Source organism: Geobacillus sp. 47C-IIb (assembly GCF_014679705.1).
Lineage (GTDB): Bacteria > Bacillota > Bacilli > Bacillales > Anoxybacillaceae > Geobacillus > Geobacillus thermodenitrificans.
The window spans coordinates 1,919,606-1,941,921 of the sequence record NZ_CP061473.1 but is presented as its reverse complement, the minus strand read 5'-3'; the positions used below and the strand labels follow the sequence as shown (position 1 = coordinate 1,941,921).

Below are 22,316 nucleotides of genomic sequence, written 5' to 3'. Positions count from 1 at the left end.
CATCTCTCAATAATGACAGCTATTAAATGATAACGCATGGACAACGAAAAGTCAATAGTTTTTTTATTTCGTTGTTGCAAGCAAGATAGATTGTATCACGTTACTGTTATTTATGCAACAGTTTTTTTGAAATAATAGTTCACAAAAAACGACCGATCCGTCTCCCACTGTTGCTTTGAGGTGGGAACTTCTCGGTCAACATCATAGAATTTCTTCGATATATAGGTCGCGCTGCTCGACTAATGAAAGCAACTGACCAGTTTTCATCACCTTGACAATCGGCCTTGCTGGTTCGTCGGGCTGGATAAATATCACCTCAGCCGTTTCACCGTTTGATAGTTTGACAATTGCCCCCGTTTGCAAGCTAATGAGATGGTTTACAAGCAAAGCAACCACTTCTGCATTTAATCGACCAAATTGCTCTCGCTGGATGGCTTCAATTGCCCGAAAGGGTGACTGCTTGCGGCGGTATAGACGTTCTGAAGTCATTGCATAGTATACGTCAGCGACCGCAATAAGCTGGCCATATGGATGAATTTTTTCAGCTTTGACTCGTAATGGATATCCGCTGCCGTCATTTCGCTCGTGATGTTGCAACACAGCCAACTTTGCTCCTTGGTTTAATGCCGCAATGTTTTGTACCATCCTATAACTCAAAATAGGATGTTGTTCTATTTCACGAAACTCCTCCTCGGTGAGTGCCGAAGGTTTCATCAAAATTTGGCTGCTTATTTTCGCCATACCACAATCAGATAAAACGCCAGCGAGCACGATTTGATGACATTCACCTTGACTGTAGCCGAGCTGCATGGCTAGAAACCCGGCGAGCAAACCGATGCTGACAGCGTGATGGTATAAATATTCTTCTTTTGTTGTGTAATGGTGAAGCATCAGCAACTCCCGCTTATGCTTTATCATTTTGTTGAAAAGTGGGATGGCGATCTCTCTGATTTCACCGATATCGACCGCTCCCCCCGCTTGCCATGACTGAAACGCTTTTTTATACCGTTGGACTGCTTCTAAATACAACATAACCGGACGTTCGTCGGCCTTCGTTGAGGCGGAGTCGCCTGCAAGGAAGGGCTCACCATTGGCTAATACCGGTTCGATCTCCACCTCATTAATCAGAAACTTGCTAAGCACGTGCAACAACTGCTTAGTGATGACCGTCTTTTTCGGCATAATCGGTTTTTTCGTTTTGCCAATCATATCTTGAGCAAGCACACAACCTTCGCGAAGCTGCTCCAATTTGACGCGCACCATCCGTTTATGCACCTCTGCCTATAACATTTATTTCTATCGTAACATGATTTTCCTTCCAATGGCAGTGCTTTCGGCCCAAAAAAAAAGAAAGACGCTCCGTACCTTAATGGACGGAACGTCATAGAAGCTAAGCCGAATGGCCTTCCTCTTCCTCTTTTTCTTCCTCGGTTACCTTTGCTACGGTGGCGACGCACTCGTGTTCATCTTCACCAGATAGGCGAATGAGTTTCACACCTTGAGCGACTCTCCCTGTTCGGGAAATATCACTGACCGAAATACGGATGAGTACACCACTGGTCGTAATCACCATTAAGTCTTCATTGCCAACGACAGTCGTCACTGCGACGACAGAACCGTTTCTTTCTGTAACGTTGCATGTTTTCAATCCCTTGCCGCCGCGGCTTTGCACTCGGTATTCCGAGGCCGGAGTGCGCTTACCGAATCCTTTTTTCGTGACAACAAGCACGTCGTGGTGGTCTTCTAAAATCTCCATGCTAACGACTTCATCATTGTCATCAAGCGTGATTGCTTTGACTCCGGTTGCGCTACGGCCCATCGTTCGCACATCGGTTTCCGGGAAACGGATAAGCATCCCATTTTTCGTGCCGATAATCAAATGTTTTTGGCCGTCCGTCAATCTGACGGAAATCAGCTCATCCCCTTCGCGCAAATGAATAGCAATGAGCCCATTGTTGCGAATATGGGCGAAGGAGGAAAGTGAGGAGCGCTTGGCGATCCCTTGTTTTGTCGAAAACACAAGGTAACGTTCGTCGTCAAATGTTTCAATCGGGATCATAGCGTTAATCCACTCGTCTTTATCGAGCTCAAGCAAGTTAATGATCGGCAGTCCTTTGGCCGTTCGGCCGAACTCTGGGATTTCGTAGCCTTTCGCCTGATATACTTTCCCTTTGTTTGTAAAAAATAGTACGGTGTCATGGGTCGATGTAATAAGCAAATGTTCGACAAAATCGTCTTCCGATGTGTGCATCCCTTGCACGCCTCGGCCACCGCGCTTTTGACTCCGATATGTCGATAAAGGTAGACGCTTAATATAGCCTTTATGGGTGAGTGTAATGACAATATGCTCATGCGGAATCAAGTCTTCGTCGTCCAGCTGTTCGACAGCTCCAACAACGATTTCCGTACGCCGCTCATCGTTAAATCGTTCTTTAATCTCGCTAAGCTCGTCGCGAATAATTTGCAACACTTTCTCTTCGTCAGCCAACACCGCTCTCAGTTCAGCGATGAGACGGACAATGTCTTGATATTCTTGTTCAATTTTCTCCCGTTCAAGGCCGGTCAGCCGCTGTAGACGCATATCCAAGATCGCTTGTGCCTGCCGTTCACTGAGCGAGAATCGCTCCATCAATCCTTCGCGTGCTGCCTCCGTTGTCTGCGAACGTCGGATCAAGTCGATCACTTCATCCAAATGATCGAGGGCGATACGCAAACCTTCCAAAATGTGGGCGCGTGCCTCGGCCTTTTTGAGTTCGAATGCCGTCCGGCGGCGAATGACCGTTTTTTGATGGTTTAAATAATGCTCCAAGCATTCTTTTAAGTTCAGCACTTTCGGCTCGCCGTTCACTAAGGCGAGCATATTAATTCCGAAACTTGTTTGTAGGGCTGTATATTTGTACAAATTGTTTAAAACGACTTTCGCGTTCGCATCACGCCGCACTTCAATGACGATGCGCATACCGTTCCGGTCCGACTCGTCGCGCAAGTCAGTAATCCCGTCAATTTTTCTCTCACGTACAAGCTCAGCAATCCGTTCAATCAGTTTCGCTTTGTTCACTTGGTAAGGGAGTTCACTGACAATAATCGTTTCTTTGCCATTGGCATGCTGCTCAATTTCAGCCTTAGCGCGCAATGTAATCGAGCCTCGTCCCGTTTCATACGCTTTGCGGATGCCGCTGCGGCCGATAATTTGTCCGGCAGTCGGAAAATCAGGGCCAGGGATGTATTCCATTAAGTCAGCGACTGTCATTTCCGGGTTTTGGCTTAGCGCCAACAAAGCGTCGATTACCTCACCAAGCTGATGCGGCGGAATGTTCGTCGCCATCCCAACAGCGATACCCGATGAACCATTGACAAGCAAGTTTGGAAACCGAGACGGCAGCACCACCGGCTCTTTTTCCGAGCCATCATAGTTGTCTTGGTAGTCGATCGTATCTTTGTTGATATCACGCAACAGTTCCATCGCGATTTTGGACATCCGCGCTTCCGTATAACGCATGGCGGCCGCTGCATCGCCGTCGATCGATCCAAAGTTGCCGTGCCCATCAACGAGCATATATCGATAGTTGAAATCTTGCGCCATGCGCACCATCGTATCATACACGGCGGCATCGCCGTGCGGATGGTATTTCCCGATCACTTCGCCGACAATGCGAGCCGATTTTTTGTACGGTTTATCGGCGGTCATGCCAAGATCGTGCATGGCGTATAAAATGCGGCGGTGCACCGGTTTCAATCCGTCGCGCACATCCGGCAAGGCGCGCGAAACGATGACGCTCATTGCATAATCGAGGAACGAAGAGCGCATTTCTTGGCTAATATTCACTTCGCGAATGCGTGGTTGTTCGTGTTCTGCCATTCGTCCAAACCTCCCTTTTGAACCTCCACCGCTCCGTTCTGCCTTATAAGCGGCAGAAACAGACAAGCGGCAGGCGCCGCTTCGCTCGCGCGCCGGGTGATCCCGTCGGCAAGGTGAAGCGGGGAGGGCGGCCGCTTCCCTCTCTTCTCAGCCTAAATATCCAAGTTTTTCACATAACGGGCGTTTTCTTCAATAAACTGACGACGCGGTTCCACCTTGTCGCCCATTAAAATTTCAAATGTTTCATCCGCGTCAATCGCGTCTTGTAGGCTCACTTGCAGCAATGTTCTCGTTTCCGGGTTCATCGTCGTTTCCCAAAGTTGCTCTGGATTCATCTCGCCCAATCCTTTGTAGCGCTGAATCATCGGTTTTGGCTGAGCCGGCAGTTCGGCAAGAATTTTTTCGAGCTGACGGTCATTGTAAGCATAACGCACTTGTTTTCCTTGCTCGATTTTATATAGCGGCGGCTGGGCGATATAAATGTAGCCGCGTTCGATCAATTCACGCATATAGCGGTAAAAGAACGTCAAAAGGAGCGTGCGGATATGGGCGCCGTCGACGTCCGCGTCGGTCATGATAATGACTTTATGGTAACGCGCTTTTGAGATGTCAAAGTCTTCACCAATGCCGGTGCCAAGCGCAGTGATGATTGCCCGCACCTCATTATTCGACAAAATCTTGTCCAAACGCGCTTTTTCTACGTTAAGAATTTTCCCGCGCAGCGGTAAAATCGCTTGGAAATGTCGGTCGCGCCCTTGTTTTGCTGAACCACCCGCCGAATCGCCCTCTACGACGTACAGTTCGCTGATTGATGGATCTCTCGATGAACAATCAGCCAGCTTGCCGGGCAAGTTGGAAATTTCAAGCGCGCTTTTCCGACGTGTCAGTTCGCGCGCTTTTTTCGCCGCGACCCGGGCGCGCGCTGCCATCATACCTTTTTCGACAATTTTTCGAGCAACAGCTGGATGTTCAAGTAAAAACGTCTCGAACTGCTCAGAGAAAACGGCGTCTGTCACAGTGCGCGCATCGCTGTTGCCAAGTTTTGTTTTCGTCTGCCCCTCAAACTGCGGAGCCGGGTGCTTGATCGACACGATGGCTGTCAGTCCCTCGCGCACATCCTCACCGGTCAAGTTGGCATCGTTGTCTTTAAAAATTTGCTGTTTGCGAGCATAGTCATTGATAATGCGCGTCAGCGCCATTTTAAAGCCGGACTCATGCGTGCCCCCTTCATGCGTATGGATGTTGTTAACGAATGAGTAAATGTTGCTTGTGTAGCCGTCGTTATATTGCAAGGCAATTTCAACGGCGATGCCGTCGCGCTCGCCAGCAATGTAAATCGGCTCTTCGTGCAGCACTTCCCGTGTCCGGTTTAAATGGCGAACATAAGAGCGAATACCACCCTCATAAAAATATTCATTTTTCCGGTTGTCAACCCGTTCGTCCGTTAGGGTAATTTTCAAGCCGCGGTTTAAAAAAGCGAGCTCGCGCAGCCGAGTAGCCAGCGTCTCATAGTCAAACTCGGTTGTTTCTGTAAAAATTTCCGGGTCCGGCTTGAAACGGGTCGTCGTCCCGGTTCGGTCCGTTTCGTCGATAACTTGCAGGTCGGTGCGAGGTTCACCTCGTTCGTATTTTTGGTAGTGGATTTTTCCGTCACGATACACGTAAACTTCGAGCCATTCCGATAAGGCGTTCACAACTGAGGCACCGACGCCATGCAAGCCGCCCGATACTTTGTAGCCCCCTCCACCAAACTTTCCGCCGGCGTGAAGGACAGTCATAATGACCTCAACAGCTGGACGCCCCGTCGCCTCGTGCACATCAACCGGAATACCGCGCCCGTTGTCAGCGATCGTAATGCTGTTATCTTCTCCGATCGTCACATGAATTTCCGTGCAATAGCCGGCCAATGCCTCATCGATACTGTTGTCGACGATTTCCCAGACGAGATGGTGAAGCCCTTTTGGTCCTGTCGAACCGATGTACATTCCTGGGCGTTTCCGAACCGCCTCAAGGCCTTCAAGCACTTGGATTTGGCTCGCATCGTACGCCTGCTCAACCCGTTGTTCCATTGTCATGCCATATCACCTACGCTTTCTTTGCAAACGTTCAACGTTCCACAATCAAGAAGGGGCGGCTACCGAACCGGAGTGAACTCGATAAATGGCCGCTTCTTGAATGAGATCGTGCTTAATGCCGTCGATACTTGTTGTAGTGACAAAAGTTTGCACTTTTTTCCGGATCGCATCAAGGAGGTGGGTTTGTCGGAAGTCATCCAGTTCCGACAACACATCATCGAGCAATAAAATGGGGTAATCTCCTAACTCAGAAAAGATGAGTTCAATTTCCGCTAGTTTGACCGCCAGCGCTGTTGTGCGCTGCTGCCCTTGGGAGCCGAATGTTTGCACGTTTTTTCCATTGACGATAAACGCAATGTCATCACGGTGTGGGCCGACAAGCGTCGTTCCCCGCTGAATTTCCCGCTCTCTCATGGCGGCAAACGTTTCACTGTATGCTTCTACTATTCTCGACAATTCTGCCTTTTCTGATACGTCAACTGATGGTTCGTATCGAATGTGAAGCCGTTCGGCGCCACGACTGATTTCATGGTGGATCGGCATTGCCCATTGCTCGAGCAACGCTAAAAACTGGCGGCGCCGCAGGGTGATTTTTGCCGCCAGCACCATGAGCTGCTCGGTTAATACGTCGAGCACTGCTTCATCGTGTTGCTCACGTGCCTGCATCATTTTCAAGTAATGATTGCGCTGCTGCAACAGCTTTTGATATTGGCTTAAATCATGTATATAAACGGGAGATACTTGCCCGATTTCCATGTCGATAAACCGGCGCCGTACTTGCGGGCTTCCTTTGACTAAATTCAAGTCCTCAGGAGCGAACATGACAACGTTTAAATGGCCAACATATTGGCTGAGCCGCTGCTGTTCAATATGGTTACATCTTGCCTTTTTTCCCTTTTTTGAGATCGTCAGTTCAAGCGCTAAAGAACCGCTTCGCTTTTCTGCTCTTCCTTCTATTTTAGCATAGTCTTCATTCCAACGGATAAGGTCTTTATCGTTCGTGGTGCGGTGCGATTTTGCCATGGCCAGAACATAAATGGCCTCCATCATGTTCGTCTTTCCTTGGGCGTTTTCCCCTAAGATGATGTTAACGCCTTGGTCAAAACTTAACGTCTCATGTTCATAATTGCGGTAGTTCGTTAGTGTTAAGTTAGTCAGAAACACCCGGCCTTCACCTACTCCACTTGCGTGACGATAAACGTGCCGATCCGTTCAATCTCAACTCGGTCGCCGTCTTTCAGTTTCCGGCCGCGCCGGTCCTCTTTTTCACCGTTAACGAATACATTGTATTCTTGCAAAAACCATTTCGCTGCGCCGCCTGTCTCAATCAAATTCACTAGCTTTAGCAGCTGTCCTAACGTAATCGTTTCCGTAGTAATTGTTACTTTTTGTTCCATCTGCTTATCGCTCGCTTTCCTTCAAACTGCCTATTCTTTTATTTTACCGAAAAACTCTTCCACTCGCAAAGAAAGCCGATGAGCAAGGACAGTCAAAGGGATTCCCATCCTTCTCATCGGTCACGGAAAAAGTCATGTTTAAGACAGCACAGCCGTTATGCGCGTAAAGCTAGCTTTATTAAGGGGTTATCAATATGTTCTTACCGGCAAAATAAGCTGAAGCATTGAGTCTGTATGAAGTGGACGCAACAAGAACGGACGCATTGCCCCCGTGAAACTGATTTGAATATCGTTGCCATCAAGCGCCCGCAGCGCATCCATCATGTATTTTGCACTGAAGGAAATGTTTAATTCTTCGCCTTCAATCGACTCGGTTTGCAACTGCTCAGTCACTTTTCCGATCTCCGGAGAAATCGAAGAAATCTCAAGTAATCCTCCAGGGAGCGTCGTCAGTTTCACCACATTGTTTCTTCCTTCCCTTGCAAGCAAGGATGCCCGATCGATCGCTTGCAAAAATTCTTTTGCATTGACGACCATGTTCGTTTTGCTGTCGGTTGGGATCAAGCGGGCTGTCTCCGGGTAATTTCCGTCGAGCAATCGGGAAAAGAACAGAAGATGTTCCGCCTTAAACAACACTTGGTTGGCCGTGATAACGATACTGACTGGAGCATTGCCGTCATCTAAAATTTTGCTCAGCTCGTTGAGGCTTTTCCCTGGAATGACGACATTATATGAAATCGCGTTTTCCGCTTCGATTTTTACTTTGCGCATCGCTAGGCGGTGACTATCTGTCGCCGTGCAAATCAGTTCGCCGTTTTCGACTTTCCAGTTGACACCTGTCAAGATCGGGCGTGTTTCCGATGTTGATACAGCAAACACTGTTTGTCGGATCAGCGTTTTTAATAAATCGGCCGGAATTTGAAACACGTTTTCCTCTTCAATTTGCGGCAAACGTGGATATTCCTCAGCGTTTAAGCCATTGAGACGGAATTCTGAGTGTCCTGAGCGGATGACAGTCAAGAAGTTGTCCTCGGTTTCAATCTCAATGGTTTGTTGAGGCAGCTTTTTGACGATTTCGGCAAAAAAGCGCGCTTGCAGCACGATGCTTCCGGGTCTTTTTACGTCAACAAGCAAGCGTCCCTCTTTTTCGAGCGGAATAAACGACTCAATCGAAATGTCAGAGTCACTTCCGGTCAACGTCACTCCATGAGCGTTTGCTGTTAACTTAATTCCGGTTAAAATCGGGATCGTTGTTCTTGTCGATACAGCTTTCATTACGTCTTGGACGCTTTTTGCCAGCGCTTCGCGATCAATGGAAATGTTCACTTGTCGTTCCTCCCCGTTTAGTTGATGTTCGGAAATAAATTATAAAAATATAAAAATAAAAATTCGTAGTAATAGTCATATGGCTTGTTAGTATGTGGATAAACAAGAAAAGCGAAGTAAGCACAGCCTGTCCACATGTGGATAAGCTGTGCATAAAACAAAGCCGGTTATTCACAGTTGCTTCAGCTTTTCTTGGATTTCTTTTAAATGTTTCTGCAGCTGCGTGTCGGTTTGCAAAAGCTTTGATATTTTTTCATGGGCGTGGATGACCGTCGTATGATCGCGGCCGCCAAATTCGTCGCCGATTTTCGGCAGCGAACAGTCAGTCAGCTCACGGGAGAGATACATGGCGATTTGTCGGGGGAACGCGACCGATTTTGTCCGTTTTTTTGCTTTAAAATCTTCAAGCTTAATGTTGAAATGCTGCCCAACAACGCGCTGAATGTCCTGGATTGTAATTACTTTTGGCTTCGCGCTCGGAATGATATCCTTCAACGCTTCCGCTGCCAAGTCAGCCGTGATTTCTTTATTGATGAGCGATGAGTAGGCGACGACGCGGATAAGAGCGCCTTCGAGCTCACGGATGTTCGAATCAATTTGGTTGGCGATATAAAGCATGACTTCGTTCGGGATGTCAAATCCCTCTGCCTTTGCTTTTTTGCGGAGAATGGCGATCCGCGTTTCTAAATCAGGCGGCGTGATGTCCGTGATCAGTCCCCACTCAAAGCGAGAGCGCAAGCGATCTTCAAGCGTCGGGATTTCTTTTGGTGGCCGGTCACTCGAAATAACGATTTGCTTGCTTTCTTCATGCAGTGTGTTAAACGTATGGAAAAATTCCTCTTGAGTTTGTTCTTTTCCAGCCAGAAATTGAATATCATCAATAAGCAGAACGTCGACGTTCCGGTACTTATTGCGAAAGTCGTCAGGGCGGTTATCGCGGATGGCGTTAATAAACTCGTTTGTAAATTTTTCCGAAGACAAATAGACGACTTTCGCGGATGGGTTATGTTCAATTACGTAATGGCCGATCGCGTGCATTAAGTGTGTCTTTCCAAGCCCGACTCCGCCGTAAATGAAGAGGGGGTTATACGCCTTAGCCGGCGCCTCAGCGACCGCTAACGAGGCGGCATGAGCAAACCGGTTTCCAGAGCCAATAACGAACGTATCGAACGTATATTTTGGATTTAACATGCTCTGTGGGAAGTCGTTCGCCTCTTCATACGGCTTTCGTTGTTTTTTCGCCGACGACGGAAGCTCCAATTTTTCATCAGCCTGATTTGGCGGAATGATAAATTTGACCGCCAGCTCTTCACCGGTAATCGCGTAAATGGTTTCCGCAATTAAATGGGAATAGCGGGAATCAAGCCAGTCTCTAGCAAACTCGTTTGGGGCTACGATGACGAGCGTGTCACCTCGTAAAGAGTGGGCTTTCGTCGATTTAAGCCAAGTTTCAAAGCTCGGCTTGCTAATTTTTCGTTCGATTTCTCCAAGCACGCGATCCCATAAGTCATGGATATTTTCCACCCGTTGCCCCTCCCTTAATTCAGAGGATAATGGTTCGTTTAAAAAAATAAATTTGTGGAAAAATATATTTAAGGAAAAAAGGCGGCTTTTCGACAAAATCCACCATCTGTGGACAACACTATAAACAAGCTGTGAAAAAATATATCCACATCCTATCCACAAATGTGGATATCTTTTTTTATCCACACGATTATTCATAGTGAAAACACATTAATAATAGCAAATAAAGCAGCTAGTTGCAATGGTGTTTTTTGATTATCCACAAAACGGACAGGCTGTGAAAAAATCGTTATCCACACCGCTGAACATGTGAAAAAAATGTCGATAAATGTTGTGGATTATTATTTAGGGCAGAAAAATTATCCACAACAGTGATAGAGGGAGAAAAATACGAAGGCGGTTGACATTTGCTAAGATTGTTCAATATAATGAGAAAGACTGCCCGTAACAGTTATTCCCTAGGGAGGTGTCATAGATGAAACGGACGTATCAACCAAATAAACGGAAGCGCAGCAAAGTGCACGGATTCCGCGCGCGCATGAGCACGAAAAATGGAAGAAAAGTATTGGCGCGTCGCCGTCGCAAAGGAAGAAAGGTATTGTCTGCATAATAGGCCACTGAAACATCAGTGGTCTTTTTTCTCAACATTTTGCCGTCGGGAAATTAGGCAAGTGGAGTGTTTCGGGAAAATGAAAAAAAAGTATCGGATCAAAAAAAACGAGGAATTTCAAGAAGTGTTTCGACGCGGTGTTTCGACGGCCAACCGCCAGTTTGTTGTGTATACGCTTGACCGTCCGGAGCAGCCTTACTTTCGCATCGGGCTTTCGGTCAGCAAAAAGCTTGGCAAAGCGGTTGTCAGAAACCAAATTAAACGATACGTCCGCCAATGTTTTCTTGAATTAAAAGAGGAGGTTGTCCCAGGCAAGGACTACGTCATTATTGCTAGGCAGCCTGTGGCTGAAATGGGCTATGCAGAAGTGAAAAAAAGCTTGCTCCATGTGCTGCGGAAAGCTGGGGGATTGAAAAAGAGAGGCCGAACAACGGATTTGGCTTGAAAAAATGCTCCACGCGGCGAAAAAAGGTGGTAAAATACATACGTGAACTTGTACATGTGGGAGGAAAAAGAAGGTGAAAAGGCGAATTCCATTGATTGTTTTGCTTAGTGCATTGGCTGCCATGCTGTCCGGATGCACGGAAATTAATGAACCGATCACCCAAGAAAGCAAGGGATTTTGGAACGAATATATCGTTTATCCGCTTTCTTGGCTTATTAAATATGTCGCTGAGTTGCTTGGCGGAAGCTTCGGGTTATCGATCATTGTCGTTACCATTCTCATCCGTCTGCTCATTTTGCCGCTGATGATTCAACAGACGCGCAATGCGAAAGCGATGCAAGCGCTTCAGCCTGAAATTGAGGCGTTGCGCAAAAAATACAGTTCCAAAGACGCGCAAACCCAGCAAAAGCTCCAGCAAGAGATGATGTTATTGTTCCAAAAGCACGGCGTCAACCCGATGGCTGGCTGCTTCCCGATTTTAATTCAAATGCCGATTTTAATCGGTTTCTACCATGCTATTATGCGCACAAGGGAAATCGCTCAACATAACTTTTTATGGTTCGACCTTGGTGACAAGGACCCATACTATATTTTGCCTTTAGTTGCCGGATTGACGACGTTCATCCAGCAAAAAATTATGATGGCCGGCTCTGCTCAGCAAAATCCACAAATGGCGATGATGCTTTGGATGATGCCGATTATGATTGTCATTTTTGCGATCAACTTCCCGGCCGCCTTGTCGCTTTACTGGGTTGTTGGAAATATTTTCTCCATTGTGCAAACGTATCTCATTAAAGGGCCGGCTGTTTCTGCCCATTCAGGAGGAGCGAAAAAGTGAAAGAAGTGACCGCGACTGCCGCAACAGTCGAAGAAGCGGTGGAGTTGGCGCTCGCACAGCTCGGCGTGCCTCGGGAGCGCGCGAATATCGTCGTAATCGATGAAGGAAAAAAAGGTTGGTTCGGCCTGTTTGGTGGTCGGCCGGCGGTTGTGAAAGCAGTGCTGAAAATCGATCCGGTTGAGGAGACGGTACGTTTTTTGCAGCAGGTTATCACGCAAATGGGAGCGGAAGGGGCAAACATTGAAGTCGCCCGCCGCGGCAAGCAAGTGACGCTCCACATTCAAGGAGGGCCGGTCGGTTTGCTGATTGGCAAACACGGGCAAACGTTAAACGCGCTTCAGTTTTTGACGCAGCTCGTCGCCAACCGCCATGCCGACGAATACGTGTCGATTGCCGTCGATGTAGAAAATTACCGCGAACGAAGGAAACAGGCGCTTGTCGAATTAGCACATAAGCTAGCGGCCAGGGTGGTCAAGACGGGGAAAGAAGTCAAGCTTGAGCCGATGCCGGCGCATGAGCGGAAAATCATTCATTTGGCACTGGCCGGCAATAAACATGTCTCCACCTATTCGATCGGGGTTGACCCACATCGTTCGATCGTCGTTTCGCCAGCAGCAGGCAAAAAATCGTCAAGGAAAGAGGCACCTCTTTAAACAACATAGAGGAAGCCTCTCTTTTTTTGGCTTCTATTTCTAGGTCGGAGAGGATGCCTAACATGTTTATGTCTAATACCATGTCTTATTTTGCGAATGTATGTTCTATATAGTTTGTATCAGCCCTATACATTTTAGACAACCGGCCTGAGCGTGCCATATTGTTATTCACATGTGGATAAGTTAAAATTGAACTAAACAAAAATACACAAGGTGAATACGGCCAAAAAAAGTTGTGGATATAGATGGAACGGAGAAAAGTGAGGTGAACAAGCCATGACAGAATTTGATACAATTGCCGCTATTTCGACGCCGATGGGAGAAGGGGCGATCGCCATTGTTCGGCTGAGCGGGGATGAGGCGGTAGAGATCGCCGATCGGCTTTTCCGCAGCCCAACTGGAAAGCAGCTGAAAGACGTGCCGTCACACACGATTCATTATGGGCATATTGTTGACCCAAAAAGCGGGCGGATCGTTGAGGAAGTGATGGTATCGGTCATGCGGGCGCCGAAAACATTTACGCGTGAAGATGTAGTAGAGATTAATTGCCATGGCGGGTTCGTTTCCGTCAATCGGGTGTTGCAGCTTGTGCTCGCGAACGGGGCGCGTCTCGCCGAGCCGGGGGAGTTTACGAAGCGAGCGTTTTTAAACGGGCGCATCGACTTATCCCAGGCTGAAGCGGTCATTGACCTCATTCGCGCCAAAACGGATCGAGCGATGAACGTCGCCTTGCAGCAAATGGAGGGGCGCTTGTCGAAATTGATCCGCGAATTGCGGCAGACGATTTTAGAAACGTTGGCGCACGTTGAAGTCAACATCGACTATCCGGAATACGATGATGTCGAGGAGATGACGCCGCGTCTACTAAAAGAGAAAGCAGAATACGTGCGTGGGCAAATTGAAAAACTGCTTTCGACCGCTACCCAAGGGAAAATTTTGCGCGAAGGTTTGGCGACGGTTATTATCGGGCGGCCGAACGTCGGCAAGTCCTCACTGTTAAATGCGCTTGCTCACGAAAACCGAGCGATCGTCACTGATATTCCGGGAACGACGCGCGATGTCATCGAAGAGTATGTCAACGTTCGCGGTGTGCCGCTCCGCTTGATTGATACGGCCGGCATCCGTGAAACAGAAGATATTGTTGAACGGATTGGCGTCGAGCGCTCACGGCAAATGTTGAAGAAGGCCGATTTAATTTTGCTTGTTTTGAACTATCATGAACCGCTGACAGAAGAGGATGAGCGGCTGTTTGCAATGACAGAAGGAATGGATGTTATTGTTATCGTCAATAAAACGGATTTGCCTCAGAACATTGATATAGAGCGGGTCAAAGAGCTTGCGGCTGGCCGGCCGATTGTGGCAACATCACTATTGTGTGAACGAGGAATTGATGAACTGGAAAAAGCGATTGCTGACTTATTTTTTGGTGGTGAACTCGAAGCCGGCGATTTGACTTATGTCTCGAATTCCCGTCATATCGCGTTGCTCGAGCAAGCGAAAAAGGCGATCGAAGATGCGCTGTCCGGCATTGATGTTGGCATGCCGGTCGATCTCGTTCAAATCGATTTGCGCCGCGCGTGGGAGCTGCTTGGCGAAATCGTTGGCGATACAGTGCATGAAAGCCTGATTGATCAGCTGTTTGCCCAATTTTGTTTAGGAAAATAAACAAGGAGGAACCGAAATGGAGTATCACGGAGGATCGTATGACGTCATCGTCATCGGTGCTGGTCATGCCGGCTGCGAGGCGGCTCTGGCGTCTGCGCGCATCGGTGCGAAAACGCTCGTCATTACGCTTAACCTCGATATGATCGCATTTATGCCATGCAATCCGTCGATTGGCGGCCCAGCGAAAGGGATCGTCGTGCGCGAAATCGATGCTCTCGGCGGAGAAATGGGGAAAAACATTGATAAAACATACATTCAAATTCGGATGCTCAACACCGGCAAGGGGCCGGCTGTCCGCGCGTTGCGTGCGCAAGCGGACAAAGTGCTTTACCAGCGGGAAATGAAAAAGACGCTCGAAAACCAGAAAAATTTGACGTTGCTGCAGGGGAAAGTCGAGCGGCTCATCGTCGAAGATGGCGTCTGCAAAGGCGTCATTACGCAAACAGGAGCGCATTATTACGCCAAAGCGGTTGTCATTACGACTGGGACGTTTCTACGTGGGGAAATTATTATTGGCGATATTAAATATTCAAGCGGACCGAACAACCAGCAGCCGTCGATTAAGCTGTCTGAGCATTTAGAAGAGCTTGGGTTCGAGCTCGTTCGCTTCAAAACGGGAACGCCGCCGCGCGTTAACAGCCGGACAATTGACTACAGCAAAACAGAAATTCAGCCGGGCGACGAGGAACCGCGGGCTTTTTCGTACGAAACGACGAAATACATCACCGACCAACTGCCTTGCTGGCTGACGTATACGACAGAGGAAACTCATCGCATCATTGACGAAAACTTGCATTTGTCGCCGATGTATTCCGGCATGATTAAAGGAACCGGACCGCGCTATTGTCCGTCGATCGAGGATAAAGTCGTCCGATTCCACGACAAACCGCGTCATCAAATTTTCCTCGAGCCGGAAGGGCGGGAAACGGAAGAAGTGTACGTGCAAGGATTGTCGACAAGCTTGCCGGAACATATTCAACGCAAGTTGCTTGAGACTATTCCTGGACTTGAGAAAGCGCAGCTTATGCGGGCTGGCTATGCGATCGAGTACGATGCGATTGTGCCGACACAGTTATGGCCGACGTTGGAAACCAAGTTGGTGAAAAACTTATACACCGCTGGTCAAATTAACGGTACGTCCGGCTACGAAGAAGCGGCGGGTCAAGGCATTATGGCCGGCATTAACGCCGCCCATCGCGCGCTCGGCCGCGAGGAAATCATTTTAAGTCGTTCGGATGCCTATATCGGTGTCTTGATCGACGATTTAGTAACAAAAGGGACAAACGAGCCGTACCGCTTGTTGACATCACGCGCTGAATATCGGCTGTTGCTCCGCCACGACAATGCTGATTTGCGCCTGACCGAGCTCGGCTATCGGATCGGCCTTATTTCCGAAGAGAGGTACCAAGCGTTCTTGGCGAAAAAAGAGGCAATCGAACGGGAGAAAAAACGGTTGCAAACGGTCATCATCAAACCGACGCCAGAAGTGCAGGAAGTGATCCGCCAAGCAGGGGGAAGCGAGCTGAAAGATGGCATCCGCGCTGCAGACTTGCTCCGGCGCCCAGAAATGACGTACGAACATATTCAAAAACTCGCGCCGGCTGACGAAGACATCGCTCCAGAAGTGGCTGAGCAAGTTGAAATTCAAATCAAATATGAAGGCTATATTCAAAAATCGTTGCAAGAAGTTGAACGGCTCAAAAAAATGGAAAACAAAAAAATTCCGGAAGATATCGATTACGACGCTATCCAAGGACTGGCGACCGAGGCGCGGCAAAAGCTGAAACAAGTGCGCCCGCTCTCGATTGCCCAAGCATCGCGCATTTCGGGCGTCAATCCGGCCGATATTTCGATATTATTAGTGTATTTGGAACAAGGAAGAATCGCGCGCGTGTCGAATGAATAAATCATGAGGGAAAGGATTGGCTTATGGAGGCGACACAATTTCAAGCCATGCTCGAAGAGAGGGGAATTTCCCTCTCTTCCCAGGCGCTTGCACAGTTTGAGCGCTATTATGAACTGCTCGTTGAATGGAACGAGAAGATGAATTTGACCGCCATTACGGACAAGCCCGGTGTATATGTGAAACATTTTTTTGATTCGGTTTCTCCGGCGTTTTATTACGACTTTTCCGAGCCGTTCTCGCTTTGCGACGTTGGTGCTGGGGCAGGATTCCCGAGCATCCCGCTTAAAATTTGCTTTCCGCACTTGCGAGTTTCGATTGTCGATTCGCTGCAAAAACGCATCCGCTTTTTACAGCATCTTGTTGGGGAACTAGGGCTTAAAGATATCGCCCTTTACCACGATCGTGCCGAGACGTTTGCTCGCCAAAAGGGGATGCGCGAATCGTTCGACGTCGTTACGGCTAGGGCAGTGGCGCGTATGCCGGTGCTTGCCGAGCTTTGCCTTCCGCTTACGAAAGTCGGCGGTACATTCCTCGCGATGAAAGCTGCTTCGGCCCCCGAAGAGTTGAAAGAGGGGGAAAAAGCGATCGCCGTGCTCGGCGGGGAAGTAACCGCGACGGAAACATTCATGCTGCCATTTGAGGAAGGCGAACGGACGATCATTTTCGTTCAAAAAACGAAAAAGACGCCGGCCCGATACCCGCGCAAACCGGGAACGCCAAATAAACAACCGATTCAGTAACCCTTTGCGGACGCGGCGGGAAAGGGAAAGAGAAAAGAGGTTGTACCGGCTCCCGCCTCGCGTTCCGTTTCGAGGAAAACAAAGACGGCCATAAGCAGCGGCACCTGCTGGGCGAAACAGAGAATATTGGCCAAGTATGTCCAAAGGTGGTGTAGGGGGATGAAGCATCCGTTTTCACGTTTGTTCAGCTTTGGAGAAAAAGAGCAAGAAGAGGCGGGGGGCAAGCAAGAGAGGGAAGAAGTTCGCAACATACCGGTTGCCAGTATTATTCCGAACCGTTTTCAGCCGCGCACGGTATTTGATGAAGAAAAAATTGCCGAACTGGCGTTGACGATTCGCACGCACGGCATCATCCAACCGATCGTCGTCCGCGAATGCGACAACGGACAATTTGAAATCATCGCCGGCGAGCGGAGATGGAGAGCGGTGCAAAAGCTTGGTTGGACGGAAATCCCCGCTATTATTAAAAACTTAAACGATAAAGAAACCGCCTCCGTTGCCCTCATTGAAAACTTGCAGCGTGAGGAACTGACGCCAATCGAAGAGGCGATGGCGTATGCCAGATTGATCGAACTCCACGATTTAACGCAGGAAGCGCTTGCCCAACGCCTCGGCAAAGGGCAGTCGACCATCGCCAACAAGCTGCGACTGCTTAAGCTTCCCCAAGAAGTGCAGGAGGCACTCCTGCAACGGGCGATTACCGAACGCCATGCGCGTGCGTTAATTGCATTGAAAGATAAAGAGAAACAGCTGAAGCTTCTGCAAGAAATCATCGATAAACAATTAAACGTCAAACAAACAGAAGACCGCGTGCTAAAGATGCTTGAGGCAGGCGAACGAAAGCCGAAGCCGAAGAGAAAGGCGTTCAGCCGAGATATGCGCATCGCTGTCAATACGATTCGCCAATCGCTTTCCATGGTAGAAAATAGCGGGGTGTCGGTCCATTCTGAAGAAGAAGAGTTTGACGATTACTATCAAATTACGATTCGCATTGCAAAAAAATAACGAAGTCACCTGTTGCCTCATCAAGCGCGGCTGATGGGGTTTTTTCTTTCAGAAAACAAAGTCATTTTTCTTTTTTTCATGATAAAATAGAATTTATGAGTAATAGATAGAGGTAGGTGGCATCGTGGGCAAAGTCATTGCTATTGCAAACCAGAAAGGCGGAGTTGGGAAAACGACGACAGCCGTCAACTTGTCGGCTTGTTTGGCGTATCTCGGAAAAAAAGTGCTGCTTGTTGACGTCGATCCGCAAGGGAACGCAACGAGCGGAATCGGCATTGAAAAGGGCGATGTCGACGAATGCATTTACAACGTCATTATTGGCGATATGAAAGCAAAAGATGTCATTCGGCCGACAAATATCGAAAATTTATACGTAATTCCGGCGACGATCCAGCTAGCAGGCGCAGAAATTGAGCTCGTTTCGGTCATTTCCCGTGAAATTCGGCTTAAAAACGCGCTCGATCCGCTCAAGACTGTGTATGATTTTATCATTATTGACTGTCCTCCTTCGTTAGGATTGCTGACGTTAAATGCGTTGACGGCGGCGGATGCTGTCCTGATCCCTGTTCAGTGCGAATATTATGCGCTTGAAGGGCTCAGCCAGCTGCTGAACACGATCCGGCTCGTGCAGCGGCACTTAAACTATGATTTACGCCTTGAAGGCGTCTTGTTAACCATGCTTGATGCACGGACGAATTTAGGTTTACAAGTGATTCAAGAAGTCAAAAAGTATTTCCGCGAAAAAGTGTACGAAACGATCATCCCGAGAAACGTGCGGCTGAGCGAGGCGCCAAGCCACGGCAAGCCGATTATTTTATACGATGTCAAATCGCGGGGAGCGGAAGTGTATTTGGAACTGGCGAAGGAGGTGCTTGAACGTGGCTAAAGGTCTCGGTAAAGGCATCAATGCGCTGTTTAACAACCTCTCGCTCAACGGGGAAGAGGAAACCATCTTCGAAGTCAGCATTTCTGATCTCCATCCGAACCCGTACCAGCCGCGGAAAACGTTTCAGCCTGAGGCGATTGAGGAACTAAAACAATCGATTTTGCAGCACGGTATTTTGCAGCCGCTCATCGTTCGTCGCTCGCTGAAAGGGTTTGAAATCGTCGTTGGCGAGCGGCGCTACCGGGCGGCAAAAGAAGCAAATTTGCCGTCCGTTCCTGTTGTCGTGCGCGAGTTAACGGACGAACAAATGATGGAGTTTGCGCTTTTGGAAAACTTGCAACGTGAGGATTTGAACCCGATCGAAGAAGCGATGGCGTATAAAATGTTGATGGACAAGCTGCACTTGACACAAGAGGAAATTGCCAGCCGCGTCGGGAAGAGCCGTCCGCACATTGCCAACCATTTGCGCTTATTGTCTCTTCCGCCCGAAGTACAAAAGCTGCTCATTGACGGCACACTTTCGATGGGACACGGTCGTGCGCTCTTAGGGCTGAAGAAAAAAGGAAAAATGAAGTCCATCGTTGAGCGAACGGTTCGTGAAGGGCTGAACGTGCGCCAGCTTGAGAAACTGGTCCAGCAAATGAATGAAAATGTTTCACGTGAAACATCGAAACGAAAACCACCGGAAAAAAGCGTGTTTATCCGGGAAAGCGAATCGCTGTTGCGCGAAAAATTTGGCACGAACGTCACGATTAAACAATCAAAGAAAAAAGGGAAAATCGAAATCGAATTTTTTTCTCCGGAAGACTTAGAGAGAATATTGGAACTACTTGACGTACAGTTCGATGAGTAGAGCGGCCCTTAACCAAGGCCGGTTTATTTTTATTAGAGAGGATTGAACACCATGGTATTGCTAGGGACGATTGTCAACGGAATTAGCATTGTTGTCGGAGCCTTGATCGGAAAATGGTTTCACCGTATTCCCGAACGGGTAAAAGAGACAGTAATGGGGGGCATCGGGCTAGCAGTAGCACTTCTTGGCATTCAGATGGGAATGAAAAGCGAGCAGTTTCTTATCGTCATTTTCAGCCTCGTTTTTGGCGGTATTCTCGGGGAGCTTTGGAACTGGGAGGAAAAGTTGAATCGGCTCGGCCAATGGTTGGAGAAGAAAGTCGGCGGCCACGGGGAAGGAAGCATTGCGAAAGGGTTTGTCAGCGCGACATTATTATTTGTCATCGGTGCGATGGCGATTGTCGGGGCGCTTGACAGTGGGTTGCGCGGCGACCATAGCGTCTTGTATACGAAATCGATTTTGGATGGATTTACCAGTGTTATTTTGACAACGACGCTTGGCATCGGTGTCATTTTCTCTACGCTGCCCGTTATCATATACGAAGGCAGCATCGCTTTGTTGGCGACACAAATCGAGCGATTTGTGCCAAGGGAAGTGTTGGATGCGTTTATCGCTGAATCGACAGCAACCGGGGGAATTTTAATTATAGCTATCGGGCTGAATATGCTTGGTTTGACAAACATTCGCGTGGCCAATTTGTTGCCGAGTATTCTTGTAACGGCAGCGGCTGTTTTCATTCTTTCGTTCGTTTAACAAAAGTTGCTGTCGACACCTTTAAGGGAAGGAAAAAAGAAATCCCCTTCTTGAAATAGCTTGTCAAGAGGGGGATTGGCCACCTACCATAATGAATGTCGATCTTTCGGAAACGGTTGGACGGCAAGCCGTTCCTTCCGGATGAGATGCCGTTCTGCCTCATAAATGCCGTTGGCGATCGTTTTGGCCATATTCATGACGAGATGAAGGCGTGTATTTTGCAGGACGAAAAATTCCATAAATCCGCTCACATTCACTACTCCGGTAATATGGGCGTCGCCGACGGGAAGAAGCTGTTTATTCACCCCAGCTCCAGGGCGAACCGGTCCTTTGGCTACAGTGATGGCGCCAACACTTTTCAGCCGTCCGAGACAAGCATCGACCGCGATCATAAATGGATCACCATGAATGAGCTGAATGGCTTCCACTTTTTCTTCTAGGTTGACAGCGTGGATCGGTTCTTCAAGCGTTCCGTAGACGTGAAAGCGGGTCAATGGCTTCTCCTGTAGCATCGTGCCGACAAGCGGTCCGAGCGAATCACCGGTTGAACGGTCTGTGCCGATGCAGACGATGGCGATCGGTTGGACGAGCGGATCCGGAAGCAGCGAAGCGATCCGCCAGGCAATCGCGGCCACCGCTCCTTGTTCATCGTAAAAAATACGATTTCTATCCTCCTTGGAAGAGAAAAATATCGACGGTATGCTCATTCACTTCACTCCTACTTTCGATTCAAAAGTATTAACAGTATACGGAAAATAAAAGAATGATATACATCTTGACGTTTGTTTTTCTTTTTCATCTGGTGCATGACTACAAATCAACGATCGATCTTGTTAAAATAAAAAGCGCAGAATGAAATAAGGTAGAGGTGTCGTCAACGTTGAAGACAATTGAAAAAACGGTGAATCCGTTCTTTGAGTTTTTGACAGATGAGAACTTGTGGACTGAGATCGGAAAAAAGACGCTTTATATTATTCTTATCCTACTCATATGCGCCGTAGCGGTGAAAGTATTGAAAATGGCCGTCCATAATGCATTCAAAATGCGCCAGAAAGCACCGCTCCGATTTTCGGAACGTCGGGAGATGACGCTAGCGCGACTGCTCGACAACGTCATTACATACGCATTATATTTTATTGCGTTATTGATGATTTTAGATACGTTGGGTGTTCCCGTTAAAGGGCTGTTGGCCGGGGCTGGGGTCGTCGGCTTGGCCGTTGGCTTCGGGGCGCAGAGTTTAGTGAAAGACATCATTAGCGGATTTTTCATCATTTTTGAAGACCAGTTTGCTGTCGGCGATTACGTGCGCATCGACAATTTTGAAGGGTATGTGGAAGAAATTGGGTTGCGGGTGACGAAAATTAAAAGTTGGACTGGAGAAGTGCACATTTTACCGAACGGCAGCATCACGCAAGTGACAAACTATTCGCTTCATAATAGCTTGGCGGTTGTAGACGTCAGCATCGCTTACGAAGAGGATATTGAAGAGGCAGAACAAGCAATTCGCGAGCTTCTGCCGCAGCTGCCGGCAAAATATGAAGATATGGTCGCTCCGCCGGAACTGCTCGGCGTGCAAAATGTGACCGGTCCGGAAGTCGTGCTCCGCATTGTATGTGAAACAAAACCGATGTGCCATATCGGTATAGGAAGAGCCATTCGCAAAGAAGTAAAGATGCTTTTAGACGAACGAGGGATCGAAGTTGCGTATCCACGACTCGTGCTGCATCGCCGGGATGAAGACGAACAGTCTGCGGTGAAGCGGCAAAGGGAACAATCGTGAT

The 22,316-nt window shown here is 48.3% G+C and carries 20 protein-coding genes; 12 read left to right on the top strand and 8 right to left on the bottom strand.

Annotation, left to right across the window (positions count from 1 at the left end; genetic code table 11):
* Positions 1-201: 201 nt before the first annotated feature.
* The 7 genes from IC804_RS09815 to dnaA all read right to left on the bottom strand — a co-directional run bounded on the left by IC804_RS09815 (position 202) and on the right by dnaA (position 10,181).
* On the bottom strand, positions 202-1,263 hold the full coding sequence (locus IC804_RS09815) for an HD-GYP domain-containing protein (RefSeq protein ID WP_081157358.1): 1,062 nt from the start codon (positions 1,261-1,263) through the stop codon (positions 202-204).
* 127 nt (positions 1,264-1,390) lie between these two features.
* On the bottom strand, positions 1,391-3,859 hold the full coding sequence (gyrA, locus tag IC804_RS09810) for a DNA gyrase subunit A (RefSeq protein ID WP_011886592.1): 2,469 nt from the start codon (positions 3,857-3,859) through the stop codon (positions 1,391-1,393).
* A 152-nt stretch (positions 3,860-4,011) separates the two neighbouring features.
* Entirely contained in the window at positions 4,012-5,934 is a 1,923-nt protein-coding gene (gene gyrB, locus IC804_RS09805) for a DNA topoisomerase (ATP-hydrolyzing) subunit B (RefSeq protein ID WP_011886591.1), read from the bottom strand.
* 45 nt (positions 5,935-5,979) lie between these two features.
* Positions 5,980-7,098 (bottom strand): DNA replication/repair protein RecF, encoded by a 1,119-nt coding sequence (recF, locus tag IC804_RS09800; protein WP_008880836.1) that lies wholly within the window; start codon positions 7,096-7,098, stop codon positions 5,980-5,982.
* 11 nt (positions 7,099-7,109) lie between these two features.
* Positions 7,110-7,331 carry a S4 domain-containing protein YaaA gene (yaaA, locus tag IC804_RS09795; RefSeq protein ID WP_011886590.1) on the bottom strand — a complete coding sequence of 74 codons (222 nt, stop codon included), beginning with the start codon at positions 7,329-7,331 and terminating at the stop codon, positions 7,110-7,112.
* A gap of 189 nt (positions 7,332-7,520) precedes the next feature.
* A complete protein-coding gene (dnaN, locus tag IC804_RS09790) occupies positions 7,521-8,657 on the bottom strand; it encodes a DNA polymerase III subunit beta (protein WP_029761071.1) in 1,137 nt (378 codons plus the stop codon).
* 171 nt (positions 8,658-8,828) lie between these two features.
* On the bottom strand, positions 8,829-10,181 hold the full coding sequence (gene dnaA / locus IC804_RS09785; protein ID WP_011886589.1) for a chromosomal replication initiator protein DnaA: 1,353 nt from the start codon (positions 10,179-10,181) through the stop codon (positions 8,829-8,831).
* Between the two features lie 475 nt (positions 10,182-10,656).
* On the opposite strand from dnaA, the gene rpmH reads away from it, so the two are divergent.
* The 11 genes from rpmH to IC804_RS09730 all read left to right on the top strand — a co-directional run bounded on the left by rpmH (position 10,657) and on the right by IC804_RS09730 (position 20,535).
* A complete protein-coding gene (gene rpmH, locus IC804_RS09780; RefSeq protein WP_003397591.1) occupies positions 10,657-10,791 on the top strand; it encodes a 50S ribosomal protein L34 in 135 nt (44 codons plus the stop codon).
* Positions 10,792-10,870: 79 nt separating this feature from the next.
* Entirely contained in the window at positions 10,871-11,236 is a 366-nt protein-coding gene (rnpA, locus tag IC804_RS09775) for a ribonuclease P protein component (RefSeq protein ID WP_011888464.1), read from the top strand.
* A gap of 73 nt (positions 11,237-11,309) precedes the next feature.
* Positions 11,310-12,074: a YidC family membrane integrase SpoIIIJ gene (gene spoIIIJ, locus IC804_RS09770; RefSeq protein WP_008880830.1), complete on the top strand. Its 765-nt coding sequence runs from the start codon at positions 11,310-11,312 to the stop codon at positions 12,072-12,074.
* Complete coding sequence (gene jag / locus IC804_RS09765) at positions 12,071-12,727, top strand: RNA-binding cell elongation regulator Jag/EloR (RefSeq protein WP_008880829.1); 657 nt, start codon at positions 12,071-12,073, stop codon at positions 12,725-12,727. The genes spoIIIJ and jag overlap by 4 nt, the downstream gene beginning before the upstream one ends.
* Positions 12,728-13,003: 276 nt before the next feature.
* Positions 13,004-14,392 carry a tRNA uridine-5-carboxymethylaminomethyl(34) synthesis GTPase MnmE gene (mnmE, locus tag IC804_RS09760; protein WP_008880828.1) on the top strand — a complete coding sequence of 463 codons (1,389 nt, stop codon included), beginning with the start codon at positions 13,004-13,006 and terminating at the stop codon, positions 14,390-14,392.
* A 16-nt stretch (positions 14,393-14,408) separates the two neighbouring features.
* Entirely contained in the window at positions 14,409-16,298 is a 1,890-nt protein-coding gene (mnmG, locus tag IC804_RS09755) for a tRNA uridine-5-carboxymethylaminomethyl(34) synthesis enzyme MnmG (protein WP_008880827.1), read from the top strand.
* 23 nt (positions 16,299-16,321) lie between these two features.
* Positions 16,322-17,038 carry a 16S rRNA (guanine(527)-N(7))-methyltransferase RsmG gene (gene rsmG / locus IC804_RS09750; RefSeq protein ID WP_008880826.1) on the top strand — a complete coding sequence of 239 codons (717 nt, stop codon included), beginning with the start codon at positions 16,322-16,324 and terminating at the stop codon, positions 17,036-17,038.
* A gap of 159 nt (positions 17,039-17,197) precedes the next feature.
* Positions 17,198-18,043, top strand: a complete 846-nt coding sequence (gene noc, locus IC804_RS09745) for a nucleoid occlusion protein (RefSeq protein ID WP_008880825.1) — start codon at positions 17,198-17,200, stop codon at positions 18,041-18,043.
* 124 nt (positions 18,044-18,167) lie between these two features.
* Complete coding sequence (locus tag IC804_RS09740; RefSeq protein WP_008880824.1) at positions 18,168-18,929, top strand: ParA family protein; 762 nt, start codon at positions 18,168-18,170, stop codon at positions 18,927-18,929.
* Positions 18,922-19,782, top strand: coding sequence for a ParB/RepB/Spo0J family partition protein (locus IC804_RS09735; RefSeq protein ID WP_008880823.1), 861 nt, complete (start codon positions 18,922-18,924; stop codon positions 19,780-19,782). Before IC804_RS09740 ends, IC804_RS09735 begins: the two co-directional genes overlap by 8 nt.
* Positions 19,783-19,833: 51 nt before the next feature.
* Positions 19,834-20,535, top strand: a complete 702-nt coding sequence (locus IC804_RS09730) for a DUF554 domain-containing protein (protein WP_008880822.1) — start codon at positions 19,834-19,836, stop codon at positions 20,533-20,535.
* An 83-nt stretch (positions 20,536-20,618) separates the two neighbouring features.
* On the opposite strand, the gene yyaC is transcribed toward IC804_RS09730, so the two are convergent.
* Positions 20,619-21,242 (bottom strand): spore protease YyaC, encoded by a 624-nt coding sequence (gene yyaC, locus IC804_RS09725; protein ID WP_008880821.1) that lies wholly within the window; start codon positions 21,240-21,242, stop codon positions 20,619-20,621.
* A 173-nt stretch (positions 21,243-21,415) separates the two neighbouring features.
* On the opposite strand from yyaC, the gene IC804_RS09720 reads away from it, so the two are divergent.
* Positions 21,416-22,315 carry a mechanosensitive ion channel family protein gene (locus IC804_RS09720; RefSeq protein ID WP_008880820.1) on the top strand — a complete coding sequence of 300 codons (900 nt, stop codon included), beginning with the start codon at positions 21,416-21,418 and terminating at the stop codon, positions 22,313-22,315.
* The last annotated feature ends 1 nt before the right edge of the window (position 22,316 follow it).